Below are 17,044 nucleotides of genomic sequence, written 5' to 3' on the forward strand. Positions count from 1 at the left end.
GAAATCTTCAGTCCTATCGAACCCAGTCGCTTCGTCTCCACGCAGTTTTCTCCGTGCTGCACCGTTGATTCAGTTGTCGCGACCCTATCGATGAAGGGCGTGGCAGCACGTGAAAAAGCGTTTCCACCGTTTGACGAATGAAAAGAATAATCTACCTTTTTTGTAGTCTTTTGCCGACATAGCCTTGCGACGATCAATTCCGGTCAATGCAGGACACCGGCACTTCATGACACTCGCAACCACATTTGAAACATCGCGCCAACAGTCTTCCCTAAGCCGGAAGCCAAGTGCGACCGCATCACGACAGTGGTCATTCCTAAGCTGGTTGCGCGTCGGGCAGATTGCGCTTGCCGCAGCAATCCTGCTGGTCATCCAGTATGCGGTCGACAGCGGATCGGTCAAACAGATCTATCTGGCTTCGCCCACGCAGATCATCGCTGCTTTCCCGAGGCTTATCGGCCAGAGCAATCTTTTTTATCACCTCTACATCACCTTGTCGGAGGCGCTGCTGGGTTTTGCTCTGGCATTGACGCTCGGCGTTGCAACCGGGATTGCGATGGGCCTGTTTTCCAGGGTGAACATGTTTTTCAGTCCCTTCCTCGTCTCCATGATGGCGATCCCGAAAGTGACGATCATCCCGCTTCTGACGCTCTATCTGGGTATCGGCTTTTCCCACAAGGTCTTCATCGTTTTCCTCTTCGGATACTTCATCTTCGTCTTCAACACGATTGCCGGTATCCGCCAGGTCGACGAAAAACACCTGAAAGTCGCACGCGCCTTCGGCGCCAGCCGGTTGCAGGTGATCACCAAGATCATCCTCCCGTCGGCCGTGCCCTCGATCATGGCGGCGGTGCGGCTGGAAGCTGCGATGTGTCTGGTGGCAGCTCTGTTCGCTGAAATCGTCGCCTCCAAGGCAGGGCTTGGCAACATGCTCAACCGCGCCGTGGGCGTCTACGACACGGCCAGCGTTTTTGCCCTTGTCGTCACCATCACCGCCATCGCCCTGATCACCGTCTCTTTCATCAATATCCTGGAGAAGCGCGTTTTTCTCCGCTGGAAATTCATCTGATGCCGTCAAACCGCAGGAAATCCGCAATGAAACTCATCACGCCAATCGCTCTTTTTGCCGGGCTTATTTTTGCCGGTACCGCGGCCGCGCAATCGCAGCCTGAGAAAAAGACACTGACGCTGGCGGAAAGTACCGCTTATACGCAGCAGCCGATACGTTTCGGCGTGGAAAAGGGCTTTTTCGCCGAAGAAGGTCTCGATGTGCAATTCACCGACGTGTCGGATATTCCGACCGGCGTTGCCACCGGCGAGCTGACCTTTGCGTTCGGCCCGACCAGCCAATTTCTGCGGGCCGCAGCGCTCGGTTCGCCGATCAAGATCGTGTCGTCCGCTTTCCGCAGCAAGGGGCCTTTCTTTCTGCTCGCGGGAAAGAATGTAAAGGATTTCGCCGATCTGAAGGGCAAGACGATCGGCAATGCCACCGATGGTTCGAACATGGATGCCTATCTCAAGGTGATCCTGCGCGAGAACGGCATCGACCCGGCCAAGGATGTCACGCTGTTTGCCGCCGGGACCTATCAGCAGGCTTATGGCGCGCTGATTTCCGGTCAGGTCGATGCGACCATCATTCATCAACCGTTCCCGGCCATGGCTGAGCTGGAAGGCGAGGGCAAGACACTGGCGCGTGGCTGGGACTATCTGCCCACCTATCATACCGGTGTGCTGATCGCCGGCAACGACGTCATCGCCAACGATCCGGACCTGCTGCAACGTGGACTGCGCGCCTATTTCAAGTCCTACACCTACGCCAAGGCCAATTACGACGAATACCTGCCGTGGCTGCAGAAACAGTTGCACCTGAACCCGGAGGCCGTCGCCAACGCGATCCGCCAAGAAGACGATATCTGGGACAGCAACCCGGCCATCGATCGCAAGGCAATCGCCGATACGCAGGCCGTCGAGATCGCGCTGGGCAACCAGAAAGAACCCTATGACGCGGAAAAGTTCATCGATGATCGTTTCATTCCCCAGGAATACGTAAAGCCGTTTTCCTATCCGGCGCGCCCGGGCGGCACTTCCAACTGAGGTTTTGTCGATGGCGCTGTTTCAGATCTCTTCCGTCGACAAAGTCTATCCCGGCAGCCCGCCCGTGGTTGCGCTGCAAGACATCTCGCTGAATATCGAAAAAGGCGAATTCATCGTCTTTCTGGGGCCGAGCGGTTGCGGCAAGAGCACGTTGTTGGAGCTGCTGTCCGGCTTGCAGCAGCCCAGTGACGGGCTGGTGTCTTTCCACGGCCGCCCCATAGAGGGGCCGCACCATTCGCTGGGCGTCGTATTCCAGGATGCATCGCTGCTGCCCTGGCGCACCATCGAGGATAACGTCTCGTTCGGGCTGGAACTGTCCGGCATCGGCAAGATCGAGCGCGGCAACACGGCGCGGCATTACCTCGACAAGGTCGGCCTCACCGGCTTTTCCGAAAAATATCCGCATCAGCTTTCCGGTGGCATGCGCCAGCGAGCCGGTATTGCCCGCGCCCTTTCGACTGAACCGGAAGTGTTGCTGATGGACGAACCATTTGGTGCCGTCGATCACATCACCCGTATCAAGCTGCAGGAAGAACTGATCGGTCTTTGGCAGGAAAACCGGCGCACCATCGTCTTCGTGACGCATGATGTCGGCGAGGCAGCCTTCCTGGCCGATCGTATCGTGCTTTTTTCACCGCGTCCCGGGCGGGTGCATACGATCTTCGACGTCGACCTGCCACGCCCGCGCCGGCGCGGAGATCTCGAATTGCTCAAGCTGGAATCGAAAATCTACGACACGCTGCATGCGGTCGAAAACCAGAGCCGTGCTGCGGAAGCGTCGGTCTGATCAGGAGATCACCATGGCCCATGAGGGACAGAACCACACGACCAGTGACGGTGAACGCCGCCAGTTGCATCTCGGCTACATGTATTGGGCCAATGGCACGCATCCCGCAGGCTGGCGTTATCCGGGTGCGGCGCATGAAGGTGCATTCGAGCCGGACCATATCGTCCGTCTTGCCCGCACCGCGGAAGCGGCAAAATTCGACTTCTTCTTTTTCGGCGACCGGTTGGCGACGGGGCTGAACTACGAGCTCACCAACACGTCGGTCTTGGCACGTTTCGAACCATTCACGGCAGCTTCCTATCTGGCCACCAAAACGAGCGAGATCGGCATCGTCGTCACCGCCAATCCGACCTATTACGAACCCTTCAATCTCGCGCGGCTCGTTGCGTCGCTTGATCATGTCACCCATGGCCGCGCCTCATGGAACATCGTCACCGGTGCGGATGGACGGGCAGCGCAGAATTATAGCCGCAGCGAACATGGCGATCCCGATTACCGTTACGACCGTGCCGACGAATTCGTCGCGATCGTGCGACGGCTGTGGGACAGCTGGGAAGACGAGGCCTTTATCCGCGACAAGCAGACGGGCAATTTTGTCGATGGCGAAAAGATCCATCCGCTCAACCATGTCGGCAAGACATTCAGCGTCAAGGGGCCACTCAATGTCGCGCGTGCGCCGCAGGGGCATCCGGTCATTCTTCATGCCGGCACATCGGAACGGTCGAGAAATTTTGGCGCAGGCGAGGCCGATGTGATCTTTGCGGCCTCCGCGACGCTGGAAGACGGCATTGCCTATGCCAACGATATCCGCCGCCGCGCCCGGGAAAAGGGCCGGCCGGAGGGACAGATCAAGATACTGCCGGGGATCACGCCGCTCGTCGGCAGAACACGCGAGGCAGCGCGGCAGATCTATGACCGGTTGAACGCGCTGATCATCCTCGACGATGATGTGCGGTTCGGCGGCCGGGAACCGTCTTACTGGAACCTAGATGCCAAGGTGGCCGAAATCCGCGGCGAGGCGGTCGGCGCCGGTCATCGTAATCTCGGAGCCCTGTCGCAGCGTGTCGGCATCTCGCTGTCACATGTCGGCATCGACGATCTGGTCGACCTTGAGCGCGCCGGCGCATTCAACCACGTCGGTTCGAGGCTTCTCGCCGAAACCGAGCGCCGAACCGGCCGTGGCATTGGTCAGGTCAGCTGGCGCGATCTCCTGCACACTTACATCGTCGGCGGCCATGTCGTCGTCGGCAGCGCGCAGGATATCGCCGACTATTTCGAAAACTGGTTCAAGGCCGGTGCCTGCGACGGTTTCAACGTGCAGTCCGCCTATCTCTACGAACAACTGGACCTTTTCGTAGAGCTGGTCGTGCCGGAACTGCAAAAGCGCGGTCTTTTTCGCACGGAATACGAGGGCGCAACGCTGCGCGATCGGTACGGCCTCAAGCGTCCAGTCAATCAATTCGCTGCATGAAGCGGGGTTCTTCGCGATGACACTAACACCGAAAAAGCAGAGAGAACTGCATCTTGGCCTGATGTTCTGGGCGGGTGGCACCCATCCGGCCGGCTGGCGCATGCCGTCGTCTAAGGCCGATGCCGCTTTCGATATCGAGTTTCTGCAATATGTGACACAGCTGGCCGAGAAGGCGAAATTCGACTTTCTTTTCCTCGGCGACCGTCTTGCCACCGATCCGCAGCTGCAGACCACCAATCCGGCGCAGATGTCGCGCCTCGAACCCTTCGTCTCGGGAGCGAGCCTTGCGGCTGCGACCTCGCATATCGGTATCGTGGTCACGGCCAATCCGACCTATTATGACCCTTTCACCGTCGCCCGCATGTTTGCCTCGCTTGATCATCTGAGCAAGGGGCGCGCATCCTGGAATATTGTGACCGGTGCAGATGCCATCGCGGCCGCCAACTTCAGTCGCGATACCCATTGGGAAACCGAAAAACGCTATGACTGGGCCGATGAATTCGTCGATGTGGTCAAGGGCCTATGGGACACGTTCGAGGACGATGCCTTTGTGCGCGATCCGGCCAAGGGTACCTATGTGGATCCGGGCAAGGTCCACAAGCTCAACCACAAGGGCCAGAATTTTGCGGTCGAAGGCCCGCTAAATGTCGCGCGTCCGGTGCAGGGGCATCCGGTCATTCTGCATGCCGGCACATCGGAACGTTCGCGGCAGCTCGGTGCGCGCGATGCCGATGTCATCTTCGCCGGTCAGGGCACGATCGAGGCCGCCAAGGCCTATTATGCCGACATGAAGGCGAGGGCGGTGGCTTATGGTCGCGACGAACTCGATTTCTCCATCCTGCCCGGTCTGACGCCGATCGTGGCGCCGACGACGGAAGAGGCCGTTGCCATATATGACAGGCTGAACGGTTTTCTGGTGCTCGACAAGGAGGACAATGACGGTGAGGAAGTGCGGTTCGGCGGACTGGGACGCAACGCGCTTCGCAATCTGACGCGCGTATCTGGCATACTCGGTGTCGATGTGCGTGGTAGCGATCACGATGCGGCCGTTCCGCTTCAGGTGGCCGAACAGGCCTCTCCGGAAGGGCTGGCCCTGATCGCCGAGGCGACACGCCGGACACGGCGCACGGTGGGAGGGCCATCACCGCTTCTGTTCAAGGACCTGATCTACACGACCATCTTGTCCGGTGCCGTCGCGATCGGAAATCCGACGGAGGTCGCCGATTTCATCGAGTTGTGGTTCCGCGAAAAGGCGGCGGACGGCTTTAACATCTTTCCGCCCTATGTGCCCGAATCCGTCGAAGCCTTTGTAGACCTCGTCGTGCCGGAACTGCAGAGACGTGGCTTCTATCGCAGCGATTATTCCGGCAGCACATTCCGCGATCATCTTGGCCTGACACGGCCGGAAAACAGGTTTGCCGCGAAAGATGCGGCGGCTAGCAGCAAGGTGGCATGAGGAACCGACATGACCGAGCTTAAAGGCCACGGCCCGTTTTTCCTTGCAGAAGATCTCGCATCCCTGCAGCAGGCCGGGCGGCACGTCGTCATCCTCGCCGTGATCAGCGACACGAAGGACGACAGGCCATTGCGAATCGAGGGTGCGATCGATGTCGATCTGGCCCGAGAACTGGCGGGACCGGGCGGCGGCACGCAGGGTGCTCGTCCCTTGCCGGCGGTGGCGGATCTGCAGCGGGCGGCGCGGCGCTGGGGTCTCGGCGACGACACTATCGTTGTTGCCTACGACAACGGCAATGGTTTTGCGGCGGCGCGCGCCTGGTGGACGCTCACATGGGCGGGCGCCCGGCAGGTTTATATCCTTGACGGCGGGCTGGCTGCCTGGACGTCGCTTGGTCTGCCTGTCAGTCGGGAACATCCGAAGTCACCGGCCGAAGGCGACATTGTTCTGACGGCCGGCCATCTGCCGGTTCTCGACGCCGACGGCGCCTTCTGGCTGGCGGGTCAGAACAAGCTCTTTGATGCCCGAACAGAAGACGTGTTTGCGCGTGGCCATATTCCCGGCGCTATCAATGCCTCCGCGTCGAAAAGTCGAGCAGCTGATGGGCGGCTTTTGCCGCAGGACGATCTTCGGGCAGCACTGAGTGCCGATTTTGGTGATGGGGCGGAAATCGGTGTCTATTGCGGCAGTGGCGTCTCTGCAGCGTATCAGATTGCCGCCCTTGCTTCCGTCGGCCGTTCGGCCGCTCTTTATCCGGGTTCGTGGTCCGCATGGTCAGCGGATCCGGATCGTCCCGTTCAGATCGGAACGTCATGAAAACGAACCGGCCGATCGGCTTTTGGCGCGCGCTGGTTCCGTCTTAACAAGCTATCTTGGCGACCCCGACCCAAGGTCAAAACTCCATCAAGGATCAGGCTGCCAATTCGTGCGGTCGGACAAAGACATGCCGATTCAGCACTTCGGCACCTTGTAAAAGGCAAACATTGGCAGTCAGATGAGTTTGATCAGATTCGCCCGCGGCCGAACGCTTTTCCTGACCGCATCTCCACCATCATTCGACAGGCTGCCGCGTGCGGTTGCAAGAAGACTTGAGTCCATTCCCCTGATGTCAGATCAGCCTTATTCGTCCTCGGACATTGATCGTCCCGCTGCGAATTTTCGTGTCGTCGCTCTCATCGTTGCCAGCGCCATGCTGATGGAAAATATCGACGCCACGGTTCTTGCAACGGCCCTGCCGACCATGGCGCGGGATTTCGGCGTCGATGCCCCGGCAATGTCGATTGCACTGACATCCTATCTTCTCAGTCTGGCGATCTTCATTCCGGCCAGTGGCCGGATCGCCGATCGTTACGGATCGCGCACCGTCTTCCGGGCCGCCATTTTTGTCTTCATTGTCGGATCGATCTGTTGCGCTCTTGCGCCCACCTTGCCGGCACTTGTGCTGGCGCGTCTGCTTCAGGGGGCAGGCGGGGCAATGATGATGCCTGTCGGGCGTCTTGTGCTGATGCGCAGCGTCGAGCGCAAGGACATGGTCAGCGCGATTTCCTGGCTGCTCATTCCCGCACTGGTCGGACCGATCCTCGGCCCGCCGATCGGAGGTCTGATCGTCACATATCTCGACTGGCGCTGGATCTTCTACATCAATGTTCCGATCGGCATTGTCGGAATGATCGTGGTCTCCCTTTATATCCAAGAGTTCAAGGGAGAAGCGCTCGTCCGCTTCGACTGGATCGGGTTTGTAATCTCCGGGGTTTCCCTCGGCGCTCTTTTGTTTGGGTTCGAACTGGCCAGCCATGATGGCGCGGGCTGGCTTGCGATCGGTCTTATCGTGGCCGGTTGCCTCGCCGGCATCGCCTATCTGCGCCATGCGAGTCATCATCCGGCGCCGATCATGGATTTTTCGCTGATGAAGGTTCCGAGTTTCGGCACCTCCGTCATTGCCGGATCGCTGACACGCATCACGCAGGGCGCCCAGCCTTTCCTGCTGCCGCTGCTGTTCCAGCTCGGTTTCGGTTATTCGGCAGCGACTGCGGGGCAGATGGTCATTGCCACCGCGGTCGGCGCTCTGCTGATGAAGCCGTTCGCCAAGCCGGTCTATCGTTATCTCGGTTTTCGCGTCAGCCTTGCGGTGAACGGTATTCTGGGAACGATCGGCTACGGCATATGCGCCATGTTCGGTCCGGACTGGCCGGTCTGGCTGATGTTCCTGGTCATGGCTCTGGGTGCATTTTTCATGTCGTTCCAGTTCACGGCTTATAACACCGTCGCCTATGACGAAATCCCGCCGGAGCGGATGAGTTCCGCCACCAGTTTCTACACGACGATCCAGCAGCTGATGCTGTCTCTGGGGATCTGCATCGGTGCGCTTGCGCTGCGCGCTTCGATGGTCGTAGTCGGAAACGCAGAGCCGAAACTGAACGACTTTTCGATTGCCTTCATCGTCGTCACGCTGATCTCGATCACCGCAACGATCTGGAACCTGCGTTTCCACCCTGCTGCGGGTGCTGAAATCAGCGGGCATGTGCCCCGGCTTTAGGACGTCCATCGACTGCGACGACCCCAAAGGCATCATTGAGCTTTTCGGGCAAAGCCTCCGCTTGCGCACACAGCTTCGTCACCTGCGGATCGCCACCGGCCTGCTCGGTGACAAAGGCGATGAAATCCTCCTTGTTTTCCCTGATCCATTTCTGTGTTTGCGCCCAAACACCCAGCACGCGTTCGACGCCTTCGGATGCTTGTCGAGAAACTCTTCCGGCACGCTGAGGACACTGCTTTCACGCAAGGTCTTGTCGCTGAAGATGGCTCTGTCGGCTGCGATTTCCGCCTGTGCCGTCTGCGGATCGTTCCCCATCCACGCGTCAACTTGACTCTGTCGAAGCGCTGCAAAACCTCCCCGGAGCTGCAGATTGACGACCTTGAGATCGTTGATGGTCATCCCTCCATGCAGGCTTTGTTGAACCATGCGCCGCCTTCGTGTATCGGAAGGATCATCCCTGCGTTCTGTGCCAGGGCGAAGGACGGGTACGTATATCTCGATGCTCACCAAGAAGGGGAAATATGGCCTCAAGGCGCTGGTTCATCTCGCGCAGCTTGAGCCCGGCAAGACGGCCTTCGTGAGCGAGATCGCCGAAAAGAACAATATTTCTAAGAAATTTTTGGACGCCATCCTTCTGGAATTGCGCAAGGGTGGCATCCTGCGCTCCAAGAAGGGGCCAGGTGGTGGTTATGCGCTTTCCAAACCGGCCTCCGAGATTTCGATCGGGCAGGCAGTGCGTATTCTCGACGGGCCTTTGGCGCCGATCCGCTGCGCCAGCAAGACGGCATTCGAACCCTGCGACGACTGCGATCATCCGGAGGACTGTCAGGTCAGGCATTCGATGACGGAAGTCAGGGATGCCATTTCCGCGGTTCTCGATACCATGACGCTGGAGCAGATGGTCACCAAGCGTTCTTCCGATCTCGCCGACAAGATCATCCGGTAATCAGGACAGGGGTCAGAACTGGCCGTTGGGCTCCGGCAGTTTGCCGTTGAGGTGAAAGTCACCGATGGCATGGTGTTTCCGGCGCACCGGATCATGCACCGTGTGAGTACGGGCATTGCGCCAATGCTGGTCGAAATTGAAGTTTTCGTCCGTCGATGACGTTCCCGCCAGCTCGAACAAGGCGCCGGTCGAATAATATTTGCGGCCGGAGATGCGGTAGCCGGGGCCGTCCGGTACAACGCGTGTTTCTATGTCGCCCGATGCCTTCACATCCCGCTTCGCCAGCGCATTGGCGAAGTAGCGCCCGGGTGAAGAAATACCGTTTCTGCTCTTCGCTGCCGGCAAGACGCAGCACATCGAGAATATAAAAATGGTTTTGCGGAATCTAGCCGATGGAACTGTCCGCTTCCGACAGGATCGCGAGCATTTCCGCCAGATAGGGGTTGGAGATATCCGCTCCACCATATTCGGCCAGCACTGTCACGCCCAGAAGACCCGATTGTGCGACAAGCTTCATTTCCTGATGCGGCAGAATTCGCTCACAGTCGCGGAGGCTGGATCCTTCGCTGGATGGCCAGAGACCGGGCAATCTCGATTGTCTGGTCTTCATGAGCGATATAAGGCGCTACCGCCCTGAGCTTTGCTGCCAAGCCAACGACATTGCCCATCGGAGATTCTTGAAAAAGCATTTCGGCATAGACGAATTGGCCCTCGGCGGCGTGAGATCAATCTGCTTCACCGGGGGCATAAAGAGAATAAAGCTTCAATATCCGTGCCGGCGTTGGGGTGATCTACTCCAATCTATCAGGCAGTTGATTTCAGGATGAAACCGATCCGTATCGGCCATGGCTGTAGATCAATGGTGAACCGCCCTGCGATGTCACGGCGACCACGCGACCGATGATGATGGCATGGCTGTGCCTCTCGATGATCTCTTCCACTTCGCAATCGATGGATGCGAGTGAACCGACCAGCGCTGCGGCACCGGTCACCAGCGTGGTCCATTCGGCGCCACCGTAACGCTGGCGGCCCTTCAACCCGTCCTTGCCGGAAAAGCGCTCGGCGACGACCTGATCCTCGATATCGAGAATGTTGACACAGAAATGGCCGTGTCTGGCAATAACCGGCCAGGTGGACGAGGATCTGTTGATGTTGACGATCATTGTCGGTGGATCGACAGACAGCGCGGTTGCCGACGTCACGGTGGCGCCGGTTCTGTCTTCCCCGTGCCCCGCCGTCACTACGGATACTGTCCCCGCGACATGCCGCATGACGGCTTTCAGGTCCTCGGAAGATGGTGCGGGGAGGTGAATTGGCGGTTCGCTTTTCAACAATGTGGCCAGCGTGCTCATCATGTCTCCATCTTTTGGAAGCGAAGGGTTTTAAGGTGCCTGCCGCTGCATTCATGGATCGAAGGCTAAATGCTATTTGATCTGTAGACAAAGAAGAACGTCGCGAAAATCGCATGGAATGTAGAATGAATTTTTATTATCTGCGGATCATGTTTGGTTTGGCGATGGGAAACTTCTTCAAAATTGCATTACGCTGAAGCCTGGCGGTCGGCTTGTTCTGTCGCCGCGTATGCAGCCGGTCCGGCCGCGCACCGGTCGCAAAATGCTCGCTACGCCGGAAAAGCCGACAAGGATTTTCTCCGTTTTCATCAGCAATCGAAAATAACGCCCTTCATTATCTATCAAATCAGTAGACAAATAAATGCATGATCGAAACTGCCAGCGAGGCGACGATGTATGCACTGAGCCTGCTTGACAAGAGCCCTATATCCTCAGGAGAGAGTGCCGTGACAGCGCTCGCGGACACAGTGAAGCTTGCCAAGCGCGCAGAAGAGCTTGGTTATCGCCGCTTCTGGGTCGCCGAACATCACGGCAGCACCGAACTTGCCAGTTCGGCACCGGAGGTGCTGATCGCCTGGATACTGTCGCACACATCGCACATCCGGGTAGGGTCGGGCGGCGTCATGCTGCAGCACTACAGCCCCTACAAGGTGGCCGAGGTGTTCAATCTGCTTGCGTCGCTGGCGCCGGGCAGGGTGGATCTTGGTGTCGGCAAGGCGCCTGGCGGGCTGCCACAATCGACAGCTGCCCTGCAGGCCTATCGCTTGGAAAAACCGGATTTCGAACAGCAGCTTGCCGAGTTGCAGGCCTTCCTTGCGCACGCCGTGAATTCACGGCGATCCACGGGGCGTGCCTTTTCAGGGCCGCAGCCGCTGGTGGCCGCGGAACGGTTCCTGCTAGGGGCAAGCCCGGACAGCGCGAGACTGGCGGCGGCGCAGGGATGGGATTTCGTGTTTGCCGGGCACCTCAATGGTGATCCGGAGAACCTGCGCCTCAGCCTTGAAACCTATCGCCGGGAGAGCGGTGGACGCGCGCCGATTTTGGCGCTCGCGGCCTATGCATCTGAAAACGCGGCGGATGCACAGGCGCTCGTCTCGGAACTGAAGATCTTCAAGGTATTTCTCGACAACGGTCAGTCGGTCAGCCTTGGTCGCCGCGATCAGGCGGAGGAGTTTGCCAGGCAGGCAGGCGCCAAGGATTATCGTATCGAGGAGCGCAAACCGAGTGTGCTGCATGGCACGGCGGACACCATCCATGCGGAGCTGGCTCGTCTGGCATCGCTCTACGGCGTCGAGGAATTCATCCTTGAGCCGCCCGCCGCCGGAATCGATCGGCGTCTGGCCTCCATTGAGCTTCTGGCTCGCAACCCACTTTCGGCAGCAGCCTGATTTCTCAAGGGAGATATAAGATGACCAGAAAAATCAATTTCGGCATCATGTTGCAGGGCGCCGGCGGCCACATGAATGCGTGGCGTCACCCTAAGAGCCCAGTCGATGCCAGCGTCAATCTCGACTTCTTCAAGACGACCGCTCTCAAGGCGGAAGCGGCGGGCATTGCTTTCGCCTTCGTCGCTGACGGTCTCTACATCAACGAAAAGTCGATCCCGCATTTCCTCAACCGTTTCGAACCGTTGACCATCCTGTCGGCGCTGGCGACGGTCACGAGCAAAATCGGCCTCGCCGGTACGGTCTCCACGTCTTATAGCGACCCTTTCACAATCGCGCGGCAGTTCGCCTCGCTGGACCTCATCAGCGGCGGGCGCGGCGGCTGGAATGCGGTAACGACGCCGTTGGAAGGGACTGCGAAAAACTACAGCCGCAACCACCCGGAACATGCGTTGCGTTACGAGATCGCCGACGAATATCTCGAAGTCGTCAGAGGCCTGTGGGACAGCTGGGATGATGATGCATTTACCCGCGATCGTGAGAGCGGAAAATTCGTCGACCGGGAAAAGCTGCACACGCTTGGCCACAAGGGCCGGTTTTTCCAGGTGGAAGGTCCGCTGAACATCCAGCGCTCGCCTCAGGGCCAGCCGGTGATCTTCCAGGCGGGTTCCTCGGATGCCGGTATCGGGCTTGCCGGCAAACACGCCGATGCGGTTTTCACCAACGGCGTTTCGGTGGAAGAGAACCAGACCTTCTCCCGCCGCGTCAAACAGTCGGCGGTAGCGCAGGGGCGATCTGTCGACGACGTCAAAATTTTCCCCGGCATCGGGCCGATCGTCGGCCGCACGCAGGCCGAGGCTGAAGAAAAATATCAGACAATCCGCAACCTGATCTCGATCGATGAGGCGCTCGCCTATCTCGGCCGTTTTTTCGATCATCACGATTTCAGCGTCTACGATCTCGATGCGCCGTTCCCGGAACTCGGCGATATCGGCAAAAACAGCTTTCGCTCCACCACGGATCGCATCAAGCGCGTGGCGAAGGAGCAGGGGCAGAGCCTGCGGGAAGCAGCGCTCGGAGCAGCAACGCCGCGTGAAGGTTTTGTCGGCACTCCGGAGCACGTCGCGTCAAAACTCATCGAGTGGTTCGAAAACGGCGCGGCCGACGGCTTCATCCTCGGCTTCCCGGTAATTGCCGAGGGACTCGACGATTTTGCCCGTTTCGTCCTGCCGATCCTGGAGGAGCGTGGTTATTTCGACCCGCATTTGAAGGGCAGCACGCTACGTGAAAACCTCGGCCTTCCATACCGCCAGAGCGTCTATGCGAGCGCCGGCGGAGAGGTCGAAAAAGCCCGCGCATAAAACTCTGAAAAGGTGAACCAGCCGGCGACAAGCCGCCGGCATCAACCTTCGGAAAGCGAAAACCATGAATATCCATATTGACGGCGCGCGTCATCGCGACGACGCCGAACGGTCGATCCTTGCCTTCTCCGATGAGCTGGTGGCGATCCGGCGTGATCTACACCAATACCCGGAACTCTCCTTTCACGAGGGACGCACCGCCAAGGTCATCGCCAAATATCTGCTCTCCTACGGTTACGAGGTGACGGAGGGCGTGGGCGGCTACGGCGTCGTCGCGGCGCTACGGCGAGGCAATGGCGACAAGCGGCTCGGAATCCGTGCCGATATCGACGCGCTGCCGATCGAGGAGGCGACGGATCTTCCCTATGCCAGTCACAATCCGCGCGTCATGCATGCCTGCGGACACGACGGCCATACGACCATCCTGCTGGGTGCCGCGCGTTATCTTGCCGAACACGGTCGTTTTTCCGGAACGCTGACTCTGATCTTTCAGCCAGCCGAAGAAGTGGGGGCCGGCGCGAAAAAGATGATCGAGGACCGGCTGTTCGAGCGGTTTCCGGTCGATGCTGTCTTCGGCTTGCATAACTGGCCAGGCGTGGCGGCGGGGCAATTCGGATTTGTCGAGGGGCCGGCGATGGCGTCGGTCGACCAGGCGCTGATCCGCATCATCGGCAAGGGCGGCCACGGCGCTTCGCCGCATGAAACGGTGGATCCGGTTCTCGCCTCGGCCTCCTTCATCACCGCCTTGCAGAGCATTGTCGCCCGCAATGTCGATCCGCTGGAAATGGCGGTGCTGACGGTGGGATCGATCCATGGCGGTTCGGCCTCCAATGTCATTCCCGACAGCGTCGAACTGAAACTGACGGCGCGCGCCTATTCGCCGACGGTGCGGGACCGTCTAGAGGAGCGGGTGCCGGCGCTTGCCCGTGCCCAGGCGCAAAGTTTCGGAGCGGAGGCGGATGTCAAATACCGCCGCGGTTTTCCGCCGGTCATCAATCATGTCGAGGAAACCCGGTTTGCCCGCCGCGTCGCCGAGGACGCATTTCCGGCAGAGCAGGTGGCTGTCGATTTCCGGCCGCGTACGGCAAGCGAAGACTTTGCCTACATGCTGCAGGAGCGGCCCGGTTCCTACCTCTTTGTCGGCAATGGCAACAGCGCACCGCTGCACAGCCCGCTCTACGATTTCAACGACGATCTCATCGTGCCTGCCGCCCGCTATTGGGCCCGGCTTGCCGAAACCTTTCTGGCGTGAGTGCCCGAAACCATCGCTCGAAACATGGGAGTGCGACCTGTGAGTGATCGCTTTTATTACACGACACCGATCGATCCGCTGGCGCGGCCGCTGATCGAGGAGCTGACCTTCGAATATGACAGCCGTTACGGCACGTTCTTCCATGCCGAAGGCGCGACCAAGGAGATGAACCGTTACGGACCGGAGGTTTTTGCGCCGCCGTACGGCAATTTTGTGCTGCTGCTGCGCGATGGTCAGGCGATCGCCGGCGGCGCCTTCATGCGCCACCAGGATGAGGGCACGACGGAGGTCAAGCGCGTCTGGACCCATTCCGGTTTTCGCCGCCAGGGGCTGGCGAAACGTGTCCTGGTGGAACTGGAAGAGCAGGCGCTGCGGCAGGGTTATGCCCGCATCTACCTCACCACCGGTTTTCGCCAGCCGGAAGCGGTCGGCCTCTATCTCACCAATGGCTACACGCCGCTTTACGATACCACAGCCGATCCCGAGACCGTTCGCCAGCTTCCCTTTGAAAAACATCTGACCGCCGGCAATTTTGCCGCCGCGCCGACCGGCCGGGTATCCGCCCTGCACGGCCTCTGAGGAAACCCACAATGACGATCACGACGGATTTCAATGACATCCCGGTGGATGAAAACCGCAAGGCGGCGGTCAAACGCGGCGATTATTCGCATTATCGCGTCGTGCCCGCCCGTTATCCGGCCCGCACGATCGGCACCGTTTTTGCGCTTCTGGTCATCGCCGCCACGCTGCATTCGGTTCTCGGCAATCCACGCTGGGGCTGGGATGTGTTCGCCGAGTGGTTCTTTGCCGAGCCGGTTCTGGTCGGTCTTGCCCGCACGGTTCTTCTCACGGCGCTTGGCGCGCTGTTCGGGTTCATTCTGGGCACCGGTCTGGCCTTGGCGCGCGTATCGGGCTCACCGCTGCTCGTTGCCGTGTCTTGGACCTATATCTGGATCTTTCGTTCGATCCCGCTGATCGTGCTTCTGCTGATCCTCAACAATCTCGGATATCTCTACGAAACCATCACCATCGGTGTGCCCTATACCGGCCTAAACTTCATCAGCTGGAATACAACACAGCTGATCACGCCCTTTGCCGCCGCCGTGCTCGGCCTCACCCTCAATCAGGCGGCTTTTGCTTCGGAAATCATCCGGGGCGGCATTCTCTCTGTCGATCAGGGCCAGCTGGAGGCGGCGTCCGCGCTTGGCCTGCCTCGCAGCCGGCAGGCATCGCGCATCATCCTGCCGCAGGCCATGCGCTCCATCCTGCCGACCGCCTTCAACGATATCATCGGCCTCGCCAAGGGTACGTCGCAGGTCTACATTCTGGCCCTGCCGGAACTGTTCTATACGATCCAGATCATCTACCGCCGCAATCTGGAAGTCATTCCACTCCTGATGGTGGCGACCGTCTGGTATCTGGTCATCCTCACGGTTCTGTCGATCATCCAGCATCATATCGAGCGGCATTATTCGCGCGGTGCGCTGCGCAACCCGCCGCCTTCGATCTTCTCCGGCCTCTATCGCCGTCTTGCACCGGCGCGTGCGCCCGCCGTTGTCAGCGATGAGCCCGTGGTCCGCGCGGAGGCCAGGCCCGCCACCCCAAAGCCGCTTCATGCGCGCGGCGGCGAAGTGACCATTCACGGCGTTTCGAAAAGTTATGGGCCGCTTAAAGTGCTGGACGACGTATCGCTGCGCATTCCGGTCGGCAGCGTCACGACCATTCTCGGCCAATCCGGCTCCGGCAAATCGACGCTGTTGCGCTCGATCAACCATCTGGAGCGCGTCGATAACGGTTTCATCGCCATCGACGGCGAGTTGATCGGCTATCGCCAGGACGGCGAAACCCTCTACGAACTGAAGGAAAGGGACATCCTCAAGCGCCGCGTCGAAGTCGGCATGGTGTTCCAGAACTTCAACCTCTTCCCGCATCTGACAGCGCTGGAAAACATCGCCGAGGCGCCGGTTTCCGTGCGTGGTCTGCCGCGCGAACAGGCGCGGGTCGAGGCGCTCGACCTTCTTTCCCGCGTCGGTCTTGCCGAAAAGGCCGATGCCTATCCGCGCCAGCTTTCCGGCGGCCAGCAGCAGCGTGTTGCCATCGCCCGCGCGCTGGCGCTGAAGCCGAAGGTGCTGCTCTTCGATGAACCGACCTCGGCGCTCGATCCGGAACTGGTGGGCGAAGTGCTCGACGTCATCAAGGAGCTTGCCCGATCCGGCGCCACGCTCGTCATCGTCACCCACGAAATCGGCTTTGCCCGTGAAGTCTCCGATCAGGTCGTCTTCATGGAACGGGGCCGTATCCTTGAAACCGGCACGCCGGACAAGGTTTTTGGTCAGCCGGACCATCCACGTACGGCCGAATTCCTCGCCAAAGTCCTTTAATCACAACAATAGGAAACACTCAG

At 59.5% G+C, this 17,044-nt stretch carries 15 protein-coding genes and 1 pseudogene; 13 read left to right on the plus strand and 3 right to left on the minus strand.

Going from position 1 to position 17,044, the window contains the following annotated elements; translation table 11 throughout:
* Window positions 1–226 precede the first annotated feature (226 nt).
* The 7 genes from ACRQ1B_RS24340 to ACRQ1B_RS24370 all read left to right on the plus strand — a co-directional run bounded on the left by ACRQ1B_RS24340 (window position 227) and on the right by ACRQ1B_RS24370 (window position 8,344).
* Window positions 227–1,069 (plus strand): ABC transporter permease, encoded by an 843-nt coding sequence (locus tag ACRQ1B_RS24340; protein WP_432296713.1) that lies wholly within the window; start codon window positions 227–229, stop codon window positions 1,067–1,069.
* Between the two features lie 26 nt (window positions 1,070–1,095).
* Complete coding sequence (locus ACRQ1B_RS24345; RefSeq protein ID WP_432296714.1) at window positions 1,096–2,094, plus strand: ABC transporter substrate-binding protein; 999 nt, start codon at window positions 1,096–1,098, stop codon at window positions 2,092–2,094.
* A 10-nt stretch (window positions 2,095–2,104) separates the two neighbouring features.
* The gene (locus ACRQ1B_RS24350) at window positions 2,105–2,881 is read left to right on the plus strand and encodes an ABC transporter ATP-binding protein (protein WP_432296715.1); all 777 of its coding nucleotides are present in this window, start codon (window positions 2,105–2,107) and stop codon (window positions 2,879–2,881) included.
* Window positions 2,882–2,894: 13 nt separating this feature from the next.
* Window positions 2,895–4,352 (plus strand): NtaA/DmoA family FMN-dependent monooxygenase, encoded by a 1,458-nt coding sequence (locus ACRQ1B_RS24355; RefSeq protein WP_432296716.1) that lies wholly within the window; start codon window positions 2,895–2,897, stop codon window positions 4,350–4,352.
* Window positions 4,353–4,368: 16 nt separating this feature from the next.
* Window positions 4,369–5,808 carry an NtaA/DmoA family FMN-dependent monooxygenase gene (locus ACRQ1B_RS24360; RefSeq protein WP_432296717.1) on the plus strand — a complete coding sequence of 480 codons (1,440 nt, stop codon included), beginning with the start codon at window positions 4,369–4,371 and terminating at the stop codon, window positions 5,806–5,808.
* Between the two features lie 9 nt (window positions 5,809–5,817).
* Window positions 5,818–6,624: a sulfurtransferase gene (locus ACRQ1B_RS24365; protein WP_432296718.1), complete on the plus strand. Its 807-nt coding sequence runs from the start codon at window positions 5,818–5,820 to the stop codon at window positions 6,622–6,624.
* A gap of 289 nt (window positions 6,625–6,913) precedes the next feature.
* Window positions 6,914–8,344: an MFS transporter gene (locus tag ACRQ1B_RS24370; RefSeq protein WP_432296719.1), complete on the plus strand. Its 1,431-nt coding sequence runs from the start codon at window positions 6,914–6,916 to the stop codon at window positions 8,342–8,344.
* 78 nt (window positions 8,345–8,422) lie between these two features.
* On the opposite strand, the gene ACRQ1B_RS24375 is transcribed toward ACRQ1B_RS24370, so the two are convergent.
* Window positions 8,423–8,770, minus strand: a complete 348-nt coding sequence (locus tag ACRQ1B_RS24375) for a type 2 periplasmic-binding domain-containing protein (protein ID WP_432296720.1) — start codon at window positions 8,768–8,770, stop codon at window positions 8,423–8,425.
* Between the two features lie 73 nt (window positions 8,771–8,843).
* Here ACRQ1B_RS24375 and ACRQ1B_RS24380 point away from each other — a divergent pair, with 73 nt between their 5' ends.
* Window positions 8,844–9,290 carry an RrF2 family transcriptional regulator gene (locus ACRQ1B_RS24380; protein ID WP_432296721.1) on the plus strand — a complete coding sequence of 149 codons (447 nt, stop codon included), beginning with the start codon at window positions 8,844–8,846 and terminating at the stop codon, window positions 9,288–9,290.
* 12 nt (window positions 9,291–9,302) lie between these two features.
* Here the strand turns inward: ACRQ1B_RS24380 and ACRQ1B_RS24385 are convergent.
* Window positions 9,303–9,958 (minus strand): annotated as a pseudogene (locus ACRQ1B_RS24385) (acyl-CoA dehydrogenase family protein).
* A gap of 150 nt (window positions 9,959–10,108) precedes the next feature.
* Window positions 10,109–10,642: a flavin reductase family protein gene (locus ACRQ1B_RS24390; RefSeq protein ID WP_432296803.1), complete on the minus strand. Its 534-nt coding sequence runs from the start codon at window positions 10,640–10,642 to the stop codon at window positions 10,109–10,111.
* 392 nt (window positions 10,643–11,034) lie between these two features.
* On the opposite strand from ACRQ1B_RS24390, the gene ACRQ1B_RS24395 reads away from it, so the two are divergent.
* The 5 genes from ACRQ1B_RS24395 (at window position 11,035) to ACRQ1B_RS24415 (ending at window position 17,021) form a co-directional block, all read left to right on the plus strand.
* Entirely contained in the window at window positions 11,035–12,030 is a 996-nt protein-coding gene (locus tag ACRQ1B_RS24395) for an MsnO8 family LLM class oxidoreductase (RefSeq protein ID WP_432296804.1), read from the plus strand.
* 20 nt (window positions 12,031–12,050) lie between these two features.
* Window positions 12,051–13,388 carry an LLM class flavin-dependent oxidoreductase gene (locus ACRQ1B_RS24400; RefSeq protein ID WP_432296722.1) on the plus strand — a complete coding sequence of 446 codons (1,338 nt, stop codon included), beginning with the start codon at window positions 12,051–12,053 and terminating at the stop codon, window positions 13,386–13,388.
* Window positions 13,389–13,452: 64 nt separating this feature from the next.
* Window positions 13,453–14,640: a M20 aminoacylase family protein gene (locus tag ACRQ1B_RS24405; protein ID WP_432296723.1), complete on the plus strand. Its 1,188-nt coding sequence runs from the start codon at window positions 13,453–13,455 to the stop codon at window positions 14,638–14,640.
* A 39-nt stretch (window positions 14,641–14,679) separates the two neighbouring features.
* Window positions 14,680–15,219: a GNAT family N-acetyltransferase gene (locus ACRQ1B_RS24410; protein WP_432296724.1), complete on the plus strand. Its 540-nt coding sequence runs from the start codon at window positions 14,680–14,682 to the stop codon at window positions 15,217–15,219.
* Between the two features lie 11 nt (window positions 15,220–15,230).
* The gene (locus ACRQ1B_RS24415; protein WP_432296725.1) at window positions 15,231–17,021 is read left to right on the plus strand and encodes an amino acid ABC transporter permease/ATP-binding protein; all 1,791 of its coding nucleotides are present in this window, start codon (window positions 15,231–15,233) and stop codon (window positions 17,019–17,021) included.
* The last annotated feature ends 23 nt before the right edge of the window (window positions 17,022–17,044 follow it).

Origin of the sequence: Endobacterium panacihumi (genome assembly GCF_050847465.1) — a bacterium.
Taxonomy (GTDB): domain Bacteria; phylum Pseudomonadota; class Alphaproteobacteria; order Rhizobiales; family Rhizobiaceae; genus Neorhizobium; species Neorhizobium panacihumi.